Raw genomic sequence first — 17318 nt, 5'->3', positions numbered from 1 at the left:
CTCCGCCCTCCTGCGCGGCGTCGAGCGCCTCTCCGGATACGACCTCAAGGGCTGAAGCCCCGGGGCCCGGGGCGCCCGGACGGCCGGGCACCCCGGGCCGGAGCACCGACTGCCGGCGTCGCGGCCGCCGCACTGCGGCCGCGGCGCCGGCCGTGCCGTCCGCCGGGCCCGCGCGGGCCCGGCGCTCCGTCCGCGCGTGGTGGGCGCCGAGGTGCGCGCCCGCGGAGCCCGGCGCAGGCTGGAGGCATGACCGAGCATCCGCCCGTCATCGTGCACCCGCCGACGCCGTCCGGAGGCCGCCGGGTGACGGTGCACGGGCAGATCGTCGGGCTGGCCCACGGCCGGGGCGACGTGGCCGAGTTCCTGCGCCGGGCGGGTGTCGCCGACCCCGCCGAGGACATCGCCCTGGACGACCCCCGCCTGGTCGAATGGCGCGGCGGCTCCCTGGACGACTGGCCGATGCCGCCCCCCTGACCCACCCCGCCGCCCCTTCCCCGCCTGTCGCCCCGCCCCGCAGCGCCCTGTCCGATTTCCGCCGGAGGCGGCCGGCCGGAGGGCGCACAGTAGGGGTGTGATGAGCGAGGACAGCAGGTACGAGGCGGTGCGGAGCCGGGACGGCCGGTTCGACGGGGCGTTCTTCTTCGCGGTGTCCACCACCGGCATCTACTGCCGGCCGAGCTGCCCCGCCACCACCCCCCGCCGACGCAACGTCACCTTCTTCCCGACCGCCGCGGCCGCCCAGGGCTCCGGTTTCCGCGCCTGCCGCCGGTGCCGCCCGGACGCCGTCCCCGGGTCGGCCGAGTGGAACATCAGGGCCGATGTCGTCGGCCGGGCGATGCGGCTGATCGGCGACGGCGTGGTCGACCGGGAGGGCGTCGGGGGCCTGGCCGCCCGGCTCGGCTACAGCGCCCGGCAGGTGCAGCGCCAGCTGACCGCCGAACTCGGCGCCGGTCCGGCCGCGCTGGCCCGCGCCCAGCGTGCGCACACCGCGCGGGTGCTGCTCCAGACCACCGGCCTGCCGGTCGCCGACATCGCCTTCGCGGCGGGCTTCGCCAGCATCCGCCAGTTCAACGACACCATCAAGGAGGTCTACGCGCTCACCCCGAGCGCGCTGCGCGCCGTCCGCCCCGGAGCCCGCTCCGGCCCGGCCGCACCGCCCGCCGCCGGGGTGCTGCCGCTGCGGCTGGCGTTCCGCGGCCCGTACGCGGCGCGGCAGCTCTTCGACTACCTCGCGGACCGGGCGCTGGCCGGTGTCGAGGAGGTCACCGGGGAGCCCGGCCGCCGCACGTACCGGCGCACGCTGCGGCTCCCGCACGGCACCGGCATCGCGGAGGTCGACGAGGCCGCCGGCGACGGCTGGCTGGACTGCCGGCTGCACCTCACCGAGCTGCGGGACCTGGCCACCGCCGCCCAGCGCGTCCGCCGGCTGTTCGACCTGGACGCCGATCCGTACGCGGTCGGCGAACGGCTCGGCGGGGACCCCGTCCTGGCGCCGCTGGTCGCCCGCCGGCCGGGACTGCGGTCGCCGGGGGCGGCCGACCCGGACGAGCTCGCGGTGCGCGCCGCCCTCGGCCGCCGGACCGGCACCGCCGCCGCCCGGGCCCTGGGGGGACGCCTGGTCGCGGCGTACGGCACGCCGCTGCCACGGCCTTCCGGCGCCCTCACCCACCTCTTCCCGCGCCCCGCCGACCTGGCGGGGATCCCGGACGCCGGGCCGGCCGTGCCCGGGATGTCCGCGCCGCGCGCCGCCACCCTGCGGACCCTGGCCGCCGCGCTCGCCGCCGGGGACGTCATCCTGGACGCCGGCACCGACCGCGACCGGACGGAACGCGCGCTCCGCGGTCTGCCCGGCATCGGCCCCTGGACCGCCGGCTACATCCGGATGCGGGCCCTGGGCGACCCCGATGTCCTGCTCGCCGCGGCGCCGGACACCGGCGGCGACCCGGCGGCCTGGCAGCCCTGGCGTTCGTACGCCACACACCACCTCTGGGCCGCCGCCCCGTCCACCGGGGCGACGGCAGACCGACCGACCGGACAGGACGACCGCGCATGACCCTCTACACCACCCTCGACAGCCCGCTGGGCACACTGCTGCTGGTCGGCGAGCCCGACCCCGGCGCCCCCGGCGGCACCGCCCTCGCCTCGCTGTCCGTGCCGGACCAGAAGGGCGGCGCGGCCGTCCGGGACGGCTGGACGCACGACCCGGACGCGTTCGCCGGGATCGCCCGGCAGCTGCGGGCCTATTTCGAGGGAGCGCGCGCCCCCTTCGCGCTCGCGCCCGCCCCGGTGCGCGGGACGGACTTCCAGCGCCGCGTCTGGGCGGCCCTGGAGGCCATCCCGTACGGGACGACCACCACCTACGGGGCGATCGCGGCCGCCATCGGGGCGCCGCGCGGCGCCGTCCGCGCCATCGGCACGGCGATCGGCGCCAACCCACTGCTGGTCATCCGGCCCTGCCACCGCGTCATCGGCGCCGACGGCTCGCTCACCGGCTACGCGGGCGGCCTGGCGCGCAAGCGGCAGCTGCTCCGGCTCGAAGGGGTGGCGGTCCCGGACGGCGACTGACGGAGCCGGGCGGGCCGGCTCCCGCCGCCGTCAGAGCATCGATCCGCCGGTCACGTCGAACCGCTGGCCGGTGATCCACCGGGAGTCGTCCGAGGCGAGGAACGCCACCACGTCGGCGACGTCCGTGGTCCGGCCGAGCCGGTTGAACACCGAGATGGCCGCGAGGGCCGCCTGCGCCTCGGGAGTTGACCGCATCGCCGCGTTCATGTCGGTCTCTATGAAGCCCGGCGCCACGGTGTTGACCGTGATCCCGCGCTCGCCGAGATCCTTGGCCAGCGTCCGGGTCAGGGTGTCGATCGCGCCCTTGGAGACCCCATAGGCGATGGTCGAGGGGAAGGCCGTGGTCGTCACCGCGGACGAGATGTTGACGATCCGCCCGCCGTCCCGCATCCGCCGCAGGCCGTGCTGGATGAGGAAGAACGGCGCCTTGGTGTTGACCGCGATGGTGCGGTCGAACTCCTCCGGCGTCACCTCGCCGATGTGCCCGGGCAGGCTGATCGCCGCGTTGTTGACGAGGATGTCCAGGCCGGGCGCCGCGCCGGACGCGGCCAGTTCCGCGTCGAAGGCGGCGAACAGCGCCTCGGCGTCGCCCGGCACGCCCAGCTCCGCGTTGATCAGGAACGCCCGGCCGCCCTCGTCCCGGATGGTCTCGACGGTCTCCTTGGCCGCGATGTCGTTGCTCCCGTAGTGGACGGCGACCAGCGCACCGTCCCGGGCGAGGCGCTGCGCGATGCCCCGGCCGATGCCCCGGCTGGATCCGGTCACCAGCGCGGTCTTTCCGTTGAGGTCACCCATGGTCGAATTCGGCCTTCCGTAGTGCTCATGGCGGCCCGTTGCCGCCGTGACCGGGGTCGTGCGTGCGCGGGCGCGGCGGGAGCCGGCGGACCGGCTCCCGGCCGGACGGGCCGCCCGGTCGCCGGCTCGTCGTCCGCCCACGTGGTCAACGGGCCCGGCGGGCCCGCGACGAAGGGAGGATGGACCGCGCGGGCCCATCGGGGAAGCGGTGGGCGGGCGGACCGGTGCCGGTCCGTCCGGCCCGCTCAGCGGTGGGGGACCACCGCCGTCAGCGTCGAGACGAACACCGGTTCGCCGTGCTGCGTGCCGGTGACCTCGACCGCTGCGGTGCCCGGGACCGCCGTCGGCAGCCGGTGCGCCTCGATCAGACAGGGTGCGCCGTGCTCCGCGTACCGGCGGAACTCCGTGGCGAACGCGTACGGGACGAACGGCTCGGGAGCGGTCAGCACGCGGGCCGCCTGCTGCGCCGCGTCCAGCAGCGCCAGGCCGGGGATGTGATCGTTCGCCGGGTTGACGACGGTGGCGTGGCCGGGTGCGATCCGCAGCCGCCAGCGGCCCGGGTGCCCGGTGGGGGAGAGCAGCACATCGCGGTCGGCGGCGCTGCCGGTCAGCTCCGGTGGGACGGCCCCGGGGAGCGGGCCGGGGGCGCGGCGCGCGGTGAGCCGTTCCCCGCGCAGCCGCCGGTAGACGGCCGGGGAGGTCACGTTCACGTGCGAGTGGCCGCGCGCCACGATGCGGTCGCCGTCCCGGAGCGTCATGTCGAAGCGGCTGCCGGCCAGCATGCCGGCCCGCATCCGGGTCCGGCTGCACTCGACCCCGATGGTCAGCCGCGTCGGCCCCTCCCCGGCCACGTGGTAGTCGGGATCCGTGGTGTAGACGAGGTCGCCGAGGATGAAGTGGTGGCCGAGCGGAACGTCGAACTCGGCGTGCGACAGCAGCAGTCCGGCCTGCCGGATGGTTTCTCCGGCGAGGAGGACGTGGTGCCGGCCGTGGCGCGGGGCGAGGTAGTGGTGGTCGTGGGGCCACCGGGCGGTCACCGTGAAGCGGCCCGGACCCAGTCGGCGCCACGCCGTGATCAGGACGTCCTCGGCGCGGGGGCGGTGCACCAGCTCGCGGGGGACGGGGGTGACCGCCGTCCGCCGCGCCGGGGCCGGGGCGGGGTGGTTCCGGACCGGCTGGGCCTGACGTCGGGTCGCGGGCCGAACCGCACCGCTGACCTGCAACGTGTCGCTCATGACAGCCCCTAGGCATCAAAACGGGAGAGCTCCGGACACGGTTAAGATACGTACCATCCGGTTTTCTTTTCAATGGAGGTGCGGGGGACCCATGGAACTGGAGGAGACTTGAGCCGTAGCGAAATGCTGAGAGACTCAAGCCTTTGAGGAATGGGAGGCGTCCTGTGGCACGTCAGGACCGCGCGATCAGGACCCGGCGAGTGATTCTGGAAGCCGCCGCGTCGGTCTTCGACGAGCTCGGATTCGACCGCGCGACCATCGCGGAGATCCTCGCGCGCGCGGGGGTGACGAAGGGCGCCCTGTACTTCCACTTCCCCTCCAAGGAGGAACTCGCGCTCGCCGTCCTGCACGAGCAGGTGCTGGACATCTCGGTGCGCCCGCAGGCGATCAAACTCCAGGAGTTCGTCGACGCCGGCCAGGTCCTGGCGTACCGGCTCCGGCACGATCCGATCCAGCGCGGCGCCGCCCGCCTCGCCATCGAGCAGGGCTCCAACCACCTCGACCGCAAGCAGTCGATGACGGCGTGGTCCGCGTTCGTCGAGGGCCTGCTCAACGAGGCGAAGGCGCGCGGCGAAATGCTGGAGAGCGTCAACGTCCGGGACACCGCCGAGCTGTTCGTCGGTGCCTTCGCCGGCCTCCAGATGATGTCGAAGGCGTTCACCAACCAGGGCGACCTCAGCCACCGGCTCACGGTGTTCTTCGAGCACGTCCTGCCGACCATCGCGGTGCCCGCCATACTCGCCAGACTCAGACTCGACCCCGAGCGCGGCGCCCGGCTCGACGCCGAACTCCAGCGGGAGGCGGCCGGGGAGGCGCCCGCCGCGGACCCGGGCACGGCCGCGGACGGTGAGGGGAAGGCCCTGGTCGACGCGGCGCCCTGAGGGGCCCCGCCGGCGCCCCGCGGCCCGCTCGCGATCCCTCGGTCGGCTGATTGTCAGTGGTGTGCGGTTCACTGGATCCAGTGTCCCGAACGAGTGCGGGGCGCGGCCGCGAGGTGCCGGGTCGAGGCCGGTACGAGTCCCGGCCGAGTCCGGGCCGAGACCGGCGCGGGATCAGGTCGGGGCCGGGGCGGGGCCGGGGCGGGATGAGGACGGGAACGGGGGAGGTCCGATGGGCGGGGTGCCGAACGGAGCGGAGAGCTCCACGTGCCGTGCGGTGTACGGGAGTTGGCGCGGCCGGGGGCGCGTCCGGGGAGCGCGGCGGCGGCCCGGGGCGGCGGACGTGAGGGAGATCACCGCCCGGGGGGTGAGACGGGCCCCGGGGCCGCGGAATAGCCCCTCCGGCTGACACGTTCGTCATGCACGTATCAGGGCCCGCCCCTGTCCGCACGCCGTGCGGCGCCGCGCACGGCGCACCGCTCTCCGCCACTCCTGCCGCCTGGAGGCCACCCGCATGACCCCGACGACGACGGACCAGCTCCCCGCCAGGACGGCGGACCGCGCCGCGCCGCTGCCGCCGCCCCCCGAGGGCCGCCACCGCAGAGCGCGCGCCGGGATCGTCCCCGTCCTCGCGTTCGCGGGCATCGTCGTCGCGGTGATGCAGACCCTGCTCGTCCCGGTCATCAAGGACCTGCCGGCCCTGCTCGGCACGGCGCCCGGCAACGCCACCTGGGTCATGACCGCCACCCTCCTCGCCGGCGCCGTCGCCACCCCGATCATGGGCCGCCTCGGCGACCTCCACGGCAAGCGCCGGATGCTGCTGGCCAGCCTCGCCGTGATGGTCGTCGGGTCGCTGATCTGCGGCTTCACCAGCCAGCTGCTGGTCATGATCGTCGGCCGGGCGCTCCAGGGCTTCGCGATGGGCGCGATACCCCTCGGCATCGGCCTGATGCGCGACGAACTCCCCCGGGAGCGCCTGGGCTCGGCGATGGCCCTGATGAGCTCCTCGATCGGCGTCGGCGGCGGACTCGCGCTGCCCGCCGCGGCGCTGGTGGCCCAGCACACCGACTGGCACACGCTGTTCTTCGGTGCCGCCGGGCTCGGCGTGCTCTCCATGCTGCTCACCGTGCTCGTCGTCCCGGAGACGGCGGTGCGGGCGCCCGGCCGCTTCGACGTCGCCGGCGCCCTCGGCCTGACCGCCGGGCTCGTCGCCCTGCTGCTGCCCATCACCAAGGGCAGCGACTGGGGCTGGGGCTCGCCCACCACCCTCGGGCTGTTCGGGGCCGCGGCGCTGATCCTGGTGCTGTGGGGCGTGATGGAGCTGCGGATCGCCGACCCGCTGGTCGATCTGCGCACCACCGCCCGGCGCGAGGTGCTGCTCACCAACCTCGCCTCCATCACGGTCGGCGTGGCGTTCTACGCCATCTCCCTGGTGCTGCCGCAGCTGCTCCAGCTGCCGAAGGCGACCGGCTACGGCCTCGGCCAGTCGATGGTGGTGGCCGGGCTGTGCGTGGCGCCGCTGGGCCTGACGATGATGTTCGTGGCGCCGCTGTACGCCCGGATCGCCGCCCGGCGCGGCCCGAAGGTCTCCCTGCTGATCGGCATGCTGGTCATCGGCGTCGGCTACGGCGGCGGTATCGGCCTGATGCAGGCGCCCTGGCAGACCGTCATCATCGCGGTGGTGGTCGGCGCGGGCATCGGCCTGGCGTACTCCTCCCTCCCGGCGCTGATCATCGGCGCGGTCGACCCGTCCGAGACCGGTGCGGCCAACGGGCTGAACACCCTGATGCGGTCCATCGGCACCTCGGTGTCGAGCGCCGTGATCGGCATGGTGCTGGCCCATATGTCGGAGCCGCTGGGCCCGGTCGCGGTCCCGACGATGGCCGGCTTCCGCGTCTCCTTCCTGATCGCCACGGCCGCCGTCGCCCTCGGCGTGCTGCTGGCCGCCTTCCTGCCGTCCCCGCGCACGGCACCGGGGCAGGGACGGGTGCGGGCACGGGAGACGTTGGTGGCGGCCGCGGAGTCGGGCGGTGAGTCGGGGGTGGAGCCGAGTGCGGAGCCGGGCGCCGGGCGGGGTGCCGATGCGGTCGGTGGCTCGGGGGGTGTTGAGGCCGTTGGGGCGGCGAGCCCTGATGGCCCGTCAGGTCTTGCTGGGTCGGTGGGCTCGGTGAGGTCCGCTGATGCGGCTGGTGCGCCGGGCTCGGTGGGTTCCGCCGAGGGGCGCGGGAGTGCGTTCCTGGGGCGGGTGGTGGACGCCGCGGGCGGCGTGGTCGCGCGGGCCACGGTCACGCTGATCGACCGTCAGGGGCGGCAGGCCGGCGTCACCACCGCCGACGCCGACGGGATGTACGCGCTCGCCGCCCCCGCCGCGGGCACCTACGTCCTCACCGCCACCGCTCCCGGCCACGCCCCGCAGGCCGCGTCCGCCACCTACGACGGCGAGACCGCGAGGGCCGGGACGGACCTGGTCCTCACGGCCGTCGGCAGCCGGCTGCGCGGCACCGTGCGGGGCGGTCCGGAGGGGGCCGGGCTGGCCGGGGCCGGCGTCGTGCTCACCGACGGCCACGGGGACGTGGTGGCCCGTACGGCGACCGATGCCGAGGGCAGGTGGGCGGTCGCCCAACTGCCCGACGGGGACTACACCCTCGTCCTGAGCGCGCCGGGCCATCAGCCGCAGGCGCGTGCGGTGCGGTTGGGTGGCGGCGACGGGGTTGGGGTCGGTGCTGGTGCCGGTGCCGAGGGGGGTGAACCGGCCGCGTCCGCCGGGGAGTTCGAGGTCCGGCTCCGGCCGACGGCCACGGTGCGGGGGACGGTCCGCGGGCCGGACGGGCAGCCGGTGGCCGACGCGTCCGTGACGCTGCTGGAGGACGGCGCGGTCGCCGGCCACACCGTCACCGGCCCGGACGGCGCCTACGCCTTCACCGATCTGAGCGGGCGGCACTACACCCTTTCGGCCGCGGGGTACCCGCCGCAGGCGGAGCCGATATCCCTGGCGGGGGGCGCGGACGCCTGGGTTGAGGTGGCGCTGTCCCAGCGGTGAGGGGTCTGCCCGCGCTGTGGTTACGGCGGGGTGGGTTGTTTGTGGCTGTCCCACGTTGTCGTCGTTGCGCGCCGTGGGTGTTCTTTGTGGGGCCGCCCCACGTTGTCGTCGCTGGGCGCCGTGGGTGGCTGGGGTGGCCTCGGCGTTCCGCCGTGGGTGGGGGGCGGAGGGGCTGCCCCGGGGTACGTCCTCGGTGCGGGCGCTTCTGGTCCGTGTGATGAGGAATACCCCGCGGTTCGCTCCAGATCCTGCGGGCGCACCCCGGGTCATCCCCTCCGCCCCGCACCGTCGCCGACTTTCCCCCGGTGGGCCCCCTTCCCTGCGGCCGTTGGTGGCGGTGCGCGGTCTCGTCCCCCTGGAGGGTGGCTGAGGCCCCTGGAGGGGCCCTTGAGACGGGTCTTGCCCCTGTCGGTGAGGCGGCCCCCGTTGGGTGGGGTGGGCTTGAGGGGCCCTTTGGGGTGGGCTCGGGAGGGGGACCGGGCGCGGGTGCGGCCTTCGGGGGTGGGGACGGTCGGCCGGTCCGGCGTTCGGCGTGGGGGGCCGTGGTCGGGGAGGGCCGGGGTGGCGCCGGGTGGCCGGAATGGGGTGGTGGGGTGCAACCCCCGTGTCAAGTGGGGCGTCTCCTCTACACCCTATGGTGGGATTTCGGTCGAGTGGGGGCGGCCGCCGTGGTCCGGGTGGCCGGCGGTGCCACCAGCGCCGACGTCCTGGGCCCGGTCCTGCGCACATCCGGGCGGCCGGGGCGTCCACCGTGTGACAACTGGGGCGGAAGGTGCTTACGGGGACGGTGGGCGGGAACGCTGAAACGGCCGAAGCTCGTGGTGCCGCGGCCGCAACCCGCGGGGATTTCTGCGAGCCTGGGCGGCGCTCCGGAATTCCCGGCCGGTCGTCCGGGCCGGCCGGGGCGGCGTGGTACCGGGCGCGCGGCCCCGTTAGTGGTGTGTTAGTGCCTCGTTAGCGGACCGGCAGTGTCCGGGCGCACGCTGGAAGAGCAACGGACGGACCGAACGCACCCACTGTTATCAGGGACCCACCTACCAGAGGAGGGGGACTCATGTCGCTCGCCACCCTGACCCGCGGCCGTGGCCGGCGGGTCGCCGCCGGATCGCTGATCGCCGTCACCGCGCTGACGCTGTCCGCCTGCCAGAACGGCACGGACGGCGCCTCTCGCCCCTCGTCGGCCGCCGCGCCCGCCACCTCGGGCGCCACCGGCGCGCCGTCGGCCGGGAGCAGCGCGCAGTCCTCGGGGAACGCGGCCCGGCCGTCCGGTGCGGCCAAGCCCTCCGCCGGTACCTCCGGCGTCCCCAACGCCAGCCAGGCCAACCCTTCGGCCATGACGGCCTCGGACCGCTGCACCGCGGCGAACATGTCGCTGGGCCTGGGCCGCACCGACGTCGGCGCGGGCAACATCCGCGTGCCGCTGGTCTTCACCAACAAGGGCAAGAAGGCGTGCACGCTGCGCGGCTTCCCGGGCGTCTCGCTGATCCAGCGCGACGGCTCGGCGGTCGGTACGCCCGCCACCCGCGAGGGCGGCGCCGGCGGCGCGGTCCGGCTCCAGCCCGGACAGAGCGCGCACGCCCTGCTGCACACGGTCAACGAGGGCGTCTCGGACATCCCCTGCTGGGGCAACTCCCAGATCGTCTTCGTCTACCCGCCCGGGTCGAAGGAGTCCATGACCACCGGCAGCAACGGGCTGCGGGTCTGCGGCGGGACGTTCACCGTGACCACCGTGGAGGCCGGGTCGCCGTCCTGACGCCCGTTCCCCCTCGGGCCGCGGGGGCCGTTCCGGCGCTGGTGCGTCACCGGAACGGCCCCCGTCCGCTCTCGCCACGTCCCCGGCGGTGCTACGAAGGGGGCGGAAGCCGTGCCGACGCCGCTTCCCGCCCGACGGACCCGCGCCCTGGAGGACCAGTGAGCAGCGCCCCGCCCCGCCCCCTCCCGCCCGGCCGCACCCTGATCGCCGGCGTCGGCAACATCTTCCTCGGCGACGACGGCTTCGGCGTCGAGGCCGTCCGCGCGCTCGGCGCGCATCCGCTGCCCGACGGGGTGGAACTGGTCGACGCCGGTGTCCGCGGCGTCCACCTGGCCTACCGGATGCTGGACGGCTACGCCACGGTGCTGCTGGTGGACGCCGCCGCGCGCGGCGGGGCACCCGGCTCGCTCTACCTGCTCGACGCCACCACCGAGGCCCCGGCCGCCCCGCCCGAGCCGGTCCCCGTCGACGCCCACCACATGACGCCCGACGCGGTCCTGGCGCTGCTCGGCATGCTCAGCGCCGGCACCGGCGCCCGCCGCCCGGAACGCGTCCTGGTCGTCGGCTGCGAACCCGCCGACATCTCCGAGGGCATCGGCCTGAGCGCACCGGTCGCCGCCGCCGTCGACGAGGCGGTCCGCATGGTGCTGCGGCTGGTCGGCGCACCGCTCCCGGACAGCGACCCCGCCGGCACCCCCGCCGCCACCGGCTGAGCGCCCGCCCGCCGTTTTCCGCTGCACCGAACGGTGTACGCCACCGCCCCGCCCCGGCGAGGCACCCCGGACGCCCCGGGGCCGCGCCGTCTAATGAAGCCCGGCGGCAACCGGTCGTACCCACCGAAAGAGACGGGCCGATGCACGAGATGTCCATCGCGCTGGCGGTCATCGACCAGGTCGAGAGCGCGGTCCGGCCCGAAGGCGCGACCGCGGTCAGCCGCGTCCGGCTGGAGATCGGCGAACTGGCCGGAGTGGTCCCCGACGCCCTGGCCTTCTCCTTCGAGCTCGCCCGCGAGGGCACCGTCCTGGCCGGCGCCGAGCTGGTCACCGACCAGGTCCCGGCCCGCGCCCGCTGCGGCGGCTGCGGCCGGACCTGGCCGGCGGGCGTGCCGCCGCGGCTGAGCTGCCCCGGATGCGGGGGCGCGGCCGTGGACCTGCTGTCCGGCCGCGAACTGAGGATCGCCGACGTCACCTGGCACGACGCCCCGGTACCCACCCCGACGCACGAGGAGCGCTGATCCCATGTGCCGTGTCCTTGACCTCCAGCAGGCGGTGCTCGCCAAGAACGACGCCTGCGCGCACACCCTCCGGGAGGACCTGGCGGCCCGCGGCACCGCGGTCGTCAACCTGCTGTCCAGCCCGGGCAGCGGCAAGACCGCCCTGCTGGAACGGGAGTTGACCCTGGCCCGGGAGCGCGGGGTGCCGGTCGCCGCGCTCACCGCCGACCTGGCCACCGAGAACGACGCGGTGCGCCTGGCCCGCTCCCGCGTGCCCGTCAAGCAGGTGCTCACCGACGGGCTGTGCCACCTGGAGGCCGAGATGCTCGGCGGCCATCTGGACGGTTGGCTGCCCGCCGGGACCCAGCTGCTGTTCGTCGAGAACGTCGGCAACCTGGTCTGCCCGGCCTCGTACGACCTGGGGGAGACGCTGCGGGTGGTGCTGGCCTCGGTGACCGAGGGCGAGGACAAGCCGCTGAAGTACCCCACCGCCTTCGGCCTGGCCCATCTGGTCCTGATCACCAAGAGCGATATCGCCGCGGCGGTGGACTTCGACGAGGCGGAGTTCCGCGCCAATGTGGAGCGCGTCAACCCCGGCGCCGAGGTCCTCCGCACGTCGGTGCGCGGCGGCGAGGGCGCCGGGGTGCTGCTGGACCGGGCACTGGCGGCCCGGGACGGCGGTCCGGCGCACATCCCGGTGATGACCCGGCGGTCGCACCACCTGCACGACGGTCCGGCGGACCGGGCGGGCGACCGCGGCGCGGTGGGGTCGAGCCGCTCATGACCGTCCGGCCGCCCGACGCGGCCCCCGCGGCGGCCCCGGTCCGCCGCCGGATCACCGTGCGGGGCATCGTCCAGGGCGTCGGATTCCGCCCGTTCGTCCACGGCCTGGCCACCGAACTGGGCCTGACCGGCCACGTCTCCAACACCGGTGAGGGCGTGGTCGCCGAGGTGGAGGGGCCGCCCGGCGCGCTGCGCCGCTTCGGCGCGCGGCTGCGCGCCGAGGCGCCGCCGCTGGCGGTCGTGGAGGCCGTGGACGGCGAGGACCTCGCGGCCTCCGGCGGCACCGGCTTCACCATCCTGCCGTCCCGCAGCACCGGCCCGGCCCGCACCCTGGTCGCCCCGGACGCCGCCACCTGCGACGCCTGCCTGGCCGAACTGACCGACCCGGCCGACCGCCGCTACCGGCACCCGTTCGTCACCTGCACGCACTGCGGACCGCGCTTCACCATCGTCCGCGCGCTGCCCTACGACCGCGCGCAGACCACCATGGCCGGCTTCCCGATGTGCCCGCGCTGCGCCGCCGAGTACGCCGACCCGGCCGACCGGCGGTTCCACGCCCAGCCGCTGTCCTGCCACGACTGCGGCCCCCGGCTGCGGCTGCTGGCCGCCGGGGACGACCCGGCCGCCCCGCCGCGCCCGGTCCCCGGCGACCCGGTGGCCGGCACCCGGCAGCTGCTCGCCCGGGGCGCGATCGTCGCGGTCAAGGGGCTCGGCGGCTACCACCTGGTCTGCGACGCCGGGGACGAACGGGCGGTGGCCGAGCTGCGGCGCCGGAAGTGCCGCGGCGACAAGCCGTTCGCACTGATGGCCCGTCAACTGTCCGATGTGGCACAGCTGGTGGAGGTCGGTGCGGAGGAGCGGGCGCTGCTCACCGGGCCGGTACGGCCGATCGTGCTGCTGCGCCGCCGTCCGGACGGGCCCGCGCCGGGGGCGCCCGCGGTCTGCGACGCCGTCGCCCCCGGCAGCCCCGACCTCGGTCTGATGCTGCCCTACACCCCGCTGCACCACCTGCTGTTCGGCCTGCCCGGCGACCCGCCCGGCCCCCGGCTGCTGGTGATGACCAGCGGCAACGTGGCGGGCGAACCCCTCGTCACGGACGAGGCGGACGCCCTGGTGCGGCTGGCCGGGCTGGCCGACGCCTGGCTCACCCACGACCGGGCGATCCAGGTCCCGTGCGACGACTCGGTGGTCCGGATCAGCGACGGGGAGCCGCTCTACGTCCGGCGTTCGCGCGGCTGCGCGCCGTACCCGGTGCCGCTGCCGGTGCCGGTCCGGCCCGCGCTGGCCACCGGCGGCGACCTCAAGACCGTGCTGTGCCTGGGGGAGGGGCGCCGGGCCTGGCTCTCCGCGCACATCGGCGACATGGACGACCTGGCCACCCAGCTGGCGTTCGAACGGGCCGGGGCGCACCTGGAGACCATCACCGGCGTCCGGCCGCGGCTGCTCGCCACCGACCGCCACCCCGGCTACCGCACCGGGCAGTGGGCCGCCCGGCACACCGCGGGCCGGCCGCTGGTCCGGGTCCAGCACCACCACGCCCACATCGCCGCCGCGATGGCCGAACACGGCCTGGACGGGCGGCAGCCGGTCATCGGCGTCGCCTTCGACGGCACCGGCTACGGCGACGACGGCGCCGTCTGGGGCGGGGAGATCCTGCTCGCCGACTACGCCGGCTACCGCCGCTTCGCCCAGCTCGGCTACGTCCCGCAGCCCGGCGGCGACACCGCCGTCCGCCGCCCGTACCGCATGGCGCTGGCCCACCTGCACGCCGCGGGCCTGCCCTGGACCGCCGGCCTGCCCCCGGTCGCCGCCTGCCCGCCGGACGAACTACGCCTGCTGGCAAGGCAGTTGGAGCGCGAGGTGAACTGCGCGCCGACCTCCAGCATGGGCCGGCTCTTCGACGCCGTCGCCTCGCTCGCCGGGATCTGCCAGCACGCCGGCTACGAGGCCCAGGCCGCCACCGCCCTGGAGGCCGCGGCCCGCACCGCCGGCGCGGACCGCGGGCCCGGCTACACCTTCGCGCTGCGCACCGGGGCCCCGGCCGGCGGGGCCGCGCTGGTCGCCGACCCCGCCCCGGTCCTGGCCGCCGCCGTCGAGGACGTCCGGGCCGGCACCGGCCCGGAGCGGATCGCGGCCCGCTTCCACGCCGCGGTCGCCGGGCTCGTCCGGCGCTGCTGCGGACTGGCCAGGGAACGCACCGGCCTGGCGACCGTGGCCCTGACCGGCGGGGTCTTCGCCAACACCCTGCTGGCCGAGGACGCGGCCCGCGCGCTGCGCCAGGACGGCTTCACCGTGCTGCGGCACCGCCTGGTCCCGCCCAACGACGGCGGACTGGCGCTCGGCCAGCTGCTGGTCGCGGCCCGCAGGCGCGGCGCGTAGCCCGGTGATCCCCCCGCAGTAACCCGCACCCGCACGACGAGGAGGAGCCATGTGCCTGGCGGTGCCCGGCAAGGTGATGGAGATCGAGGAACGGGACGGCACCCGGATGGCCACCGTCGACTTCGGCGGGGTGGTCAAGGAGGTGTGCCTGGAGTACGTACCGGACCTCGCGGTCGGTGAGTACGCGATCGTCCACGTGGGCTTCGCGCTCCAGCGGCTGGACGAGGAATCGGCCCGCCGGACCCTGGCCCTCTTCGAGGAACTGGGGCTGCTCCAGGAGGAGTTCGGCGACCCGTGGGAGGCGGCCGCCGGCCAGGAAGCGCAGGAGGTAGGGCAGTGAAGTACATCGAGGAGTTCCAGAACCCCGAGCTGGCCCGGCGGCTGCTGGACGAGATCCGCGCCACGGTGACCCGGCCGTGGGCGCTGATGGAGGTCTGCGGCGGCCAGACGCACAGCATCATCCGGCACGGCCTGGACCAGCTCCTGCCGGACGAGGTCGAGCTGATCCACGGGCCGGGCTGCCCGGTGTGCGTCACGCCGCTGGAGGTGATCGACAAGGCGCTGGAGATCGCCTCCCGGCCCGGGGTGATCTTCTGCTCGTTCGGCGACATGCTGCGGGTGCCCGGCACCGACCGCGATCTGTTCCGGGTACGCGGCGAGGGCGGCGACGTCCGCGTCGTCTACTCCCCGCTCGACGCGCTGAAGACCGCCCAGCAGAACCCGGACCGCGAGGTGGTGTTCTTCGGCATCGGCTTCGAGACCACCGCCCCGCCCAACGCGATGACCGTCCACCAGGCACGCCGGCTGGGCATCCGCAACTTCAGCATGCTGGTCTCGCACGTGCGGGTACCGCCCGCGATCGAGGCGATCATGGAGTCGCCGAGCTGCCGCGTCCAGGGCTTCCTGGCCGCCGGCCACGTGTGCAGCGTGATGGGCACCGGCGAGTACCCCGCGCTGGCCGACCGCCACCGGGTGCCGATCGTCGTCACCGGCTTCGAGCCGCTGGACATCCTGGAGGGCATCCGGCGCACCGTCCGCCAGCTGGAGCGCGGTGAGCACACCGTCGACAACGCCTACCCGCGGGCCGTCCACCCCGACGGCAACCCCGCCGCCCGGGCCATGCTCGCCGACGTCTTCGAGGTCGCCGACCGCAGCTGGCGCGGGATCGGCACCATCCCCGCCAGCGGCTGGCGGCTGGCCGACCGCTACCGGGACTTCGACGCCGAACACCGCTTCGCCGTCGAGGGCATCACCACCCGCGAACCCGCCGCCTGCCGCAGCGGCGAGGTCCTCCAGGGGCTGCTCAAGCCCCACGAGTGCGAGGCGTTCGGCACCACCTGCACCCCGCGCACCCCCCTCGGCGCCACCATGGTCTCCAACGAGGGTGCCTGCGCGGCCTACTACCTCTACCGCCGGCTCGGCACCGCGCCGACCCCCTTGGAGGCGACCCCCGTTGTCTGACACCACCGCCCAGCCCCCCACCCCGCGCAGCCGCGACCTGCCCACCGTCGACATCACCGGCTGGACCTGCCCCACCCCGCTGCGCGAGACCCCCCGCGTGGTGATGGGCCACGGCGGGGGCGGCGTGCTCTCCGCCGAACTCGTCCAGCAGATCTTCGTGCCGGCCTTCGGCGGGGAACTCCTCGCCCAGCTCGGCGACTCCGCGGTCTTCTCGCTCGGCGGGCAGCGGCTGGCCTTCTCCACCGATTCCTACGTCGTCCGGCCGCTGTTCTTCCCCGGCGGCAGCATCGGCGACCTGGCCGTCAACGGCACCGTCAACGACCTGGCGATGAGCGGCGCCCGGGCCGCCTACCTCTCCTGCGGCTTCATCCTGGAGGAGGGCGTGGAGATGCCGGTGGTCGCCGGGGTCGCCGATGCGATGGGCGCCGCCGCCCGGGCCGCCGGTGTGGAGCTGGCCACCGGCGACACCAAGGTCGTCGAGGCCGGCCGCGGCGACGGGGTCTACCTCAACACCGCCGGGATCGGGGTGATCCCGCCGGGCGTGGACCTGCGGCCGCAGCGGGTCGTACCGGGCGACGTGGTCATCGTCAGCGGCGGGATCGGCGTGCACGGCGTGGCCATCATGAGCGTCCGCGAGGGCCTGGAGTTCGGCGTCGAGATCGAGAGCGACTGCGCGGCGCTCGGCGGACTCGTCCAGACCATGCTGGCGGTCACCCCCGACCTGCACGTGCTGCGCGACCCCACCCGCGGCGGACTGGCCGCCGCGCTCAACGAGATCGCCACCGCCTCGGCCACCGGTGTGGTCCTCGACGAGCGGGCCGTGCCCATCCCGCCGGCCGTCGCCAACGCCTGCGCCATCCTCGGCCTGGACCCGATGTACGTCGCCAACGAGGGCAAGCTGGTGGCTTTCGTGCCCCGCGAGCACGCCGACGCGGTGCTGGACGCGATGCGCGCCCACCCCCTGGGCACCGACGCCGCGATCATCGGCGAGGCGGTCGCCGCGCACCCCGGCATGGTGGTGGCCCGCACCCCGCTGGGCGGCACCCGGGTCGTCGACCTGCCGCTGGGCGAGCAGCTCCCGCGGATCTGCTGAGCCGGGTGCGGGCGGCGGGGCCCTTCCCGCCGCCCGCCCCTTCTACCTGTCAACCGCCTTGCCGATGGGGTGAGTTGACGCGACGGGCCCCGGGTCGCCGCTCCGGTGGGGAGGCGGCCCGGG

At 75.5% G+C, this 17318-nt stretch carries 15 protein-coding genes; 13 read left to right on the top strand and 2 right to left on the bottom strand.

The window, feature by feature from the left end; all coding sequences use genetic code 11:
- Positions 1-246: 246 nt before the first annotated feature.
- The 3 genes from MUU72_RS29380 (at position 247) to MUU72_RS29370 (ending at position 2565) form a co-directional block, all read left to right on the top strand.
- A complete protein-coding gene (locus tag MUU72_RS29380; RefSeq protein WP_248016450.1) occupies positions 247-474 on the top strand; it encodes a hypothetical protein in 228 nt (75 codons plus the stop codon).
- A gap of 100 nt (positions 475-574) precedes the next feature.
- Entirely contained in the window at positions 575-2053 is a 1479-nt protein-coding gene (locus MUU72_RS29375; protein WP_248016449.1) for an AlkA N-terminal domain-containing protein, read from the top strand.
- Complete coding sequence (locus MUU72_RS29370; protein ID WP_248016448.1) at positions 2050-2565, top strand: methylated-DNA--[protein]-cysteine S-methyltransferase; 516 nt, start codon at positions 2050-2052, stop codon at positions 2563-2565. The genes MUU72_RS29375 and MUU72_RS29370 overlap by 4 nt, the downstream gene beginning before the upstream one ends.
- A 30-nt stretch (positions 2566-2595) precedes the next feature.
- Here the strand turns inward: MUU72_RS29370 and MUU72_RS29365 are convergent, their stop codons facing one another.
- Entirely contained in the window at positions 2596-3360 is a 765-nt protein-coding gene (locus MUU72_RS29365) for an SDR family oxidoreductase (RefSeq protein WP_248016447.1), read from the bottom strand.
- Positions 3361-3605: 245 nt separating this feature from the next.
- Entirely contained in the window at positions 3606-4595 is a 990-nt protein-coding gene (locus tag MUU72_RS29360) for a ScbA/BarX family gamma-butyrolactone biosynthesis protein (protein ID WP_248016446.1), read from the bottom strand.
- A gap of 164 nt (positions 4596-4759) precedes the next feature.
- Here MUU72_RS29360 and MUU72_RS29355 point away from each other — a divergent pair, with 164 nt between their 5' ends.
- The 10 genes from MUU72_RS29355 (at position 4760) to hypE (ending at position 17195) form a co-directional block, all read left to right on the top strand.
- Positions 4760-5476, top strand: coding sequence for a ScbR family autoregulator-binding transcription factor (locus MUU72_RS29355; protein ID WP_308403889.1), 717 nt, complete (start codon positions 4760-4762; stop codon positions 5474-5476).
- A 511-nt stretch (positions 5477-5987) separates the two neighbouring features.
- Entirely contained in the window at positions 5988-8513 is a 2526-nt protein-coding gene (locus MUU72_RS29350; protein ID WP_248016444.1) for an MFS transporter, read from the top strand.
- Positions 8514-9567: 1054 nt separating this feature from the next.
- Positions 9568-10266, top strand: coding sequence for a DUF4232 domain-containing protein (locus MUU72_RS29345; RefSeq protein WP_248016443.1), 699 nt, complete (start codon positions 9568-9570; stop codon positions 10264-10266).
- A 158-nt stretch (positions 10267-10424) separates the two neighbouring features.
- Entirely contained in the window at positions 10425-10979 is a 555-nt protein-coding gene (locus tag MUU72_RS29340) for a hydrogenase maturation protease (RefSeq protein WP_248016442.1), read from the top strand.
- Between the two features lie 140 nt (positions 10980-11119).
- A complete protein-coding gene (locus MUU72_RS29335; RefSeq protein WP_248016441.1) occupies positions 11120-11500 on the top strand; it encodes a hydrogenase maturation nickel metallochaperone HypA/HybF in 381 nt (126 codons plus the stop codon).
- A 4-nt stretch (positions 11501-11504) separates the two neighbouring features.
- Entirely contained in the window at positions 11505-12263 is a 759-nt protein-coding gene (gene hypB, locus MUU72_RS29330) for a hydrogenase nickel incorporation protein HypB (RefSeq protein ID WP_248016440.1), read from the top strand.
- Entirely contained in the window at positions 12260-14641 is a 2382-nt protein-coding gene (gene hypF, locus MUU72_RS29325) for a carbamoyltransferase HypF (RefSeq protein WP_248016439.1), read from the top strand. Before hypB ends, hypF begins: the two co-directional genes overlap by 4 nt.
- A gap of 49 nt (positions 14642-14690) precedes the next feature.
- A complete protein-coding gene (locus MUU72_RS29320; RefSeq protein WP_248016438.1) occupies positions 14691-14981 on the top strand; it encodes a HypC/HybG/HupF family hydrogenase formation chaperone in 291 nt (96 codons plus the stop codon).
- Positions 14978-16102 (top strand): hydrogenase formation protein HypD, encoded by a 1125-nt coding sequence (gene hypD, locus MUU72_RS29315; RefSeq protein WP_248016437.1) that lies wholly within the window; start codon positions 14978-14980, stop codon positions 16100-16102. The genes MUU72_RS29320 and hypD overlap by 4 nt, the downstream gene beginning before the upstream one ends.
- Positions 16095-17195 carry a hydrogenase expression/formation protein HypE gene (hypE, locus tag MUU72_RS29310; protein WP_282504862.1) on the top strand — a complete coding sequence of 367 codons (1101 nt, stop codon included), beginning with the start codon at positions 16095-16097 and terminating at the stop codon, positions 17193-17195. Before hypD ends, hypE begins: the two co-directional genes overlap by 8 nt.
- The last annotated feature ends 123 nt before the right edge of the window (positions 17196-17318 follow it).

This window comes from Streptomyces rhizoryzae (assembly GCF_023155275.1).
GTDB classification, from domain to species: Bacteria; Actinomycetota; Actinomycetes; order Streptomycetales; family Streptomycetaceae; genus Streptomyces; species Streptomyces rhizoryzae.
This window is presented reverse-complemented; position numbering and strand designations above follow the sequence as displayed.

Coding starts and splice junctions, on each gene's coding strand:
- MUU72_RS29380 (WP_248016450.1), top strand. CDS start 247: ATGACCGAGCATCCGCCCGTCATCGTGCACCCGCCGACGCCGTCCGGA.
- MUU72_RS29375 (WP_248016449.1), top strand. CDS start 575: ATGAGCGAGGACAGCAGGTACGAGGCGGTGCGGAGCCGGGACGGCCGG.
- MUU72_RS29370 (WP_248016448.1), top strand. CDS start 2,050: ATGACCCTCTACACCACCCTCGACAGCCCGCTGGGCACACTGCTGCTG.
- MUU72_RS29365 (WP_248016447.1), bottom strand. CDS start 3,360: ATGGGTGACCTCAACGGAAAGACCGCGCTGGTGACCGGATCCAGCCGG.
- MUU72_RS29360 (WP_248016446.1), bottom strand. CDS start 4,595: ATGAGCGACACGTTGCAGGTCAGCGGTGCGGTTCGGCCCGCGACCCGA.
- MUU72_RS29350 (WP_248016444.1), top strand. CDS start 5,988: ATGACCCCGACGACGACGGACCAGCTCCCCGCCAGGACGGCGGACCGC.
- MUU72_RS29345 (WP_248016443.1), top strand. CDS start 9,568: ATGTCGCTCGCCACCCTGACCCGCGGCCGTGGCCGGCGGGTCGCCGCC.
- MUU72_RS29335 (WP_248016441.1), top strand. CDS start 11,120: ATGCACGAGATGTCCATCGCGCTGGCGGTCATCGACCAGGTCGAGAGC.
- hypB (WP_248016440.1), top strand. CDS start 11,505: ATGTGCCGTGTCCTTGACCTCCAGCAGGCGGTGCTCGCCAAGAACGAC.
- hypF (WP_248016439.1), top strand. CDS start 12,260: ATGACCGTCCGGCCGCCCGACGCGGCCCCCGCGGCGGCCCCGGTCCGC.
- MUU72_RS29320 (WP_248016438.1), top strand. CDS start 14,691: ATGTGCCTGGCGGTGCCCGGCAAGGTGATGGAGATCGAGGAACGGGAC.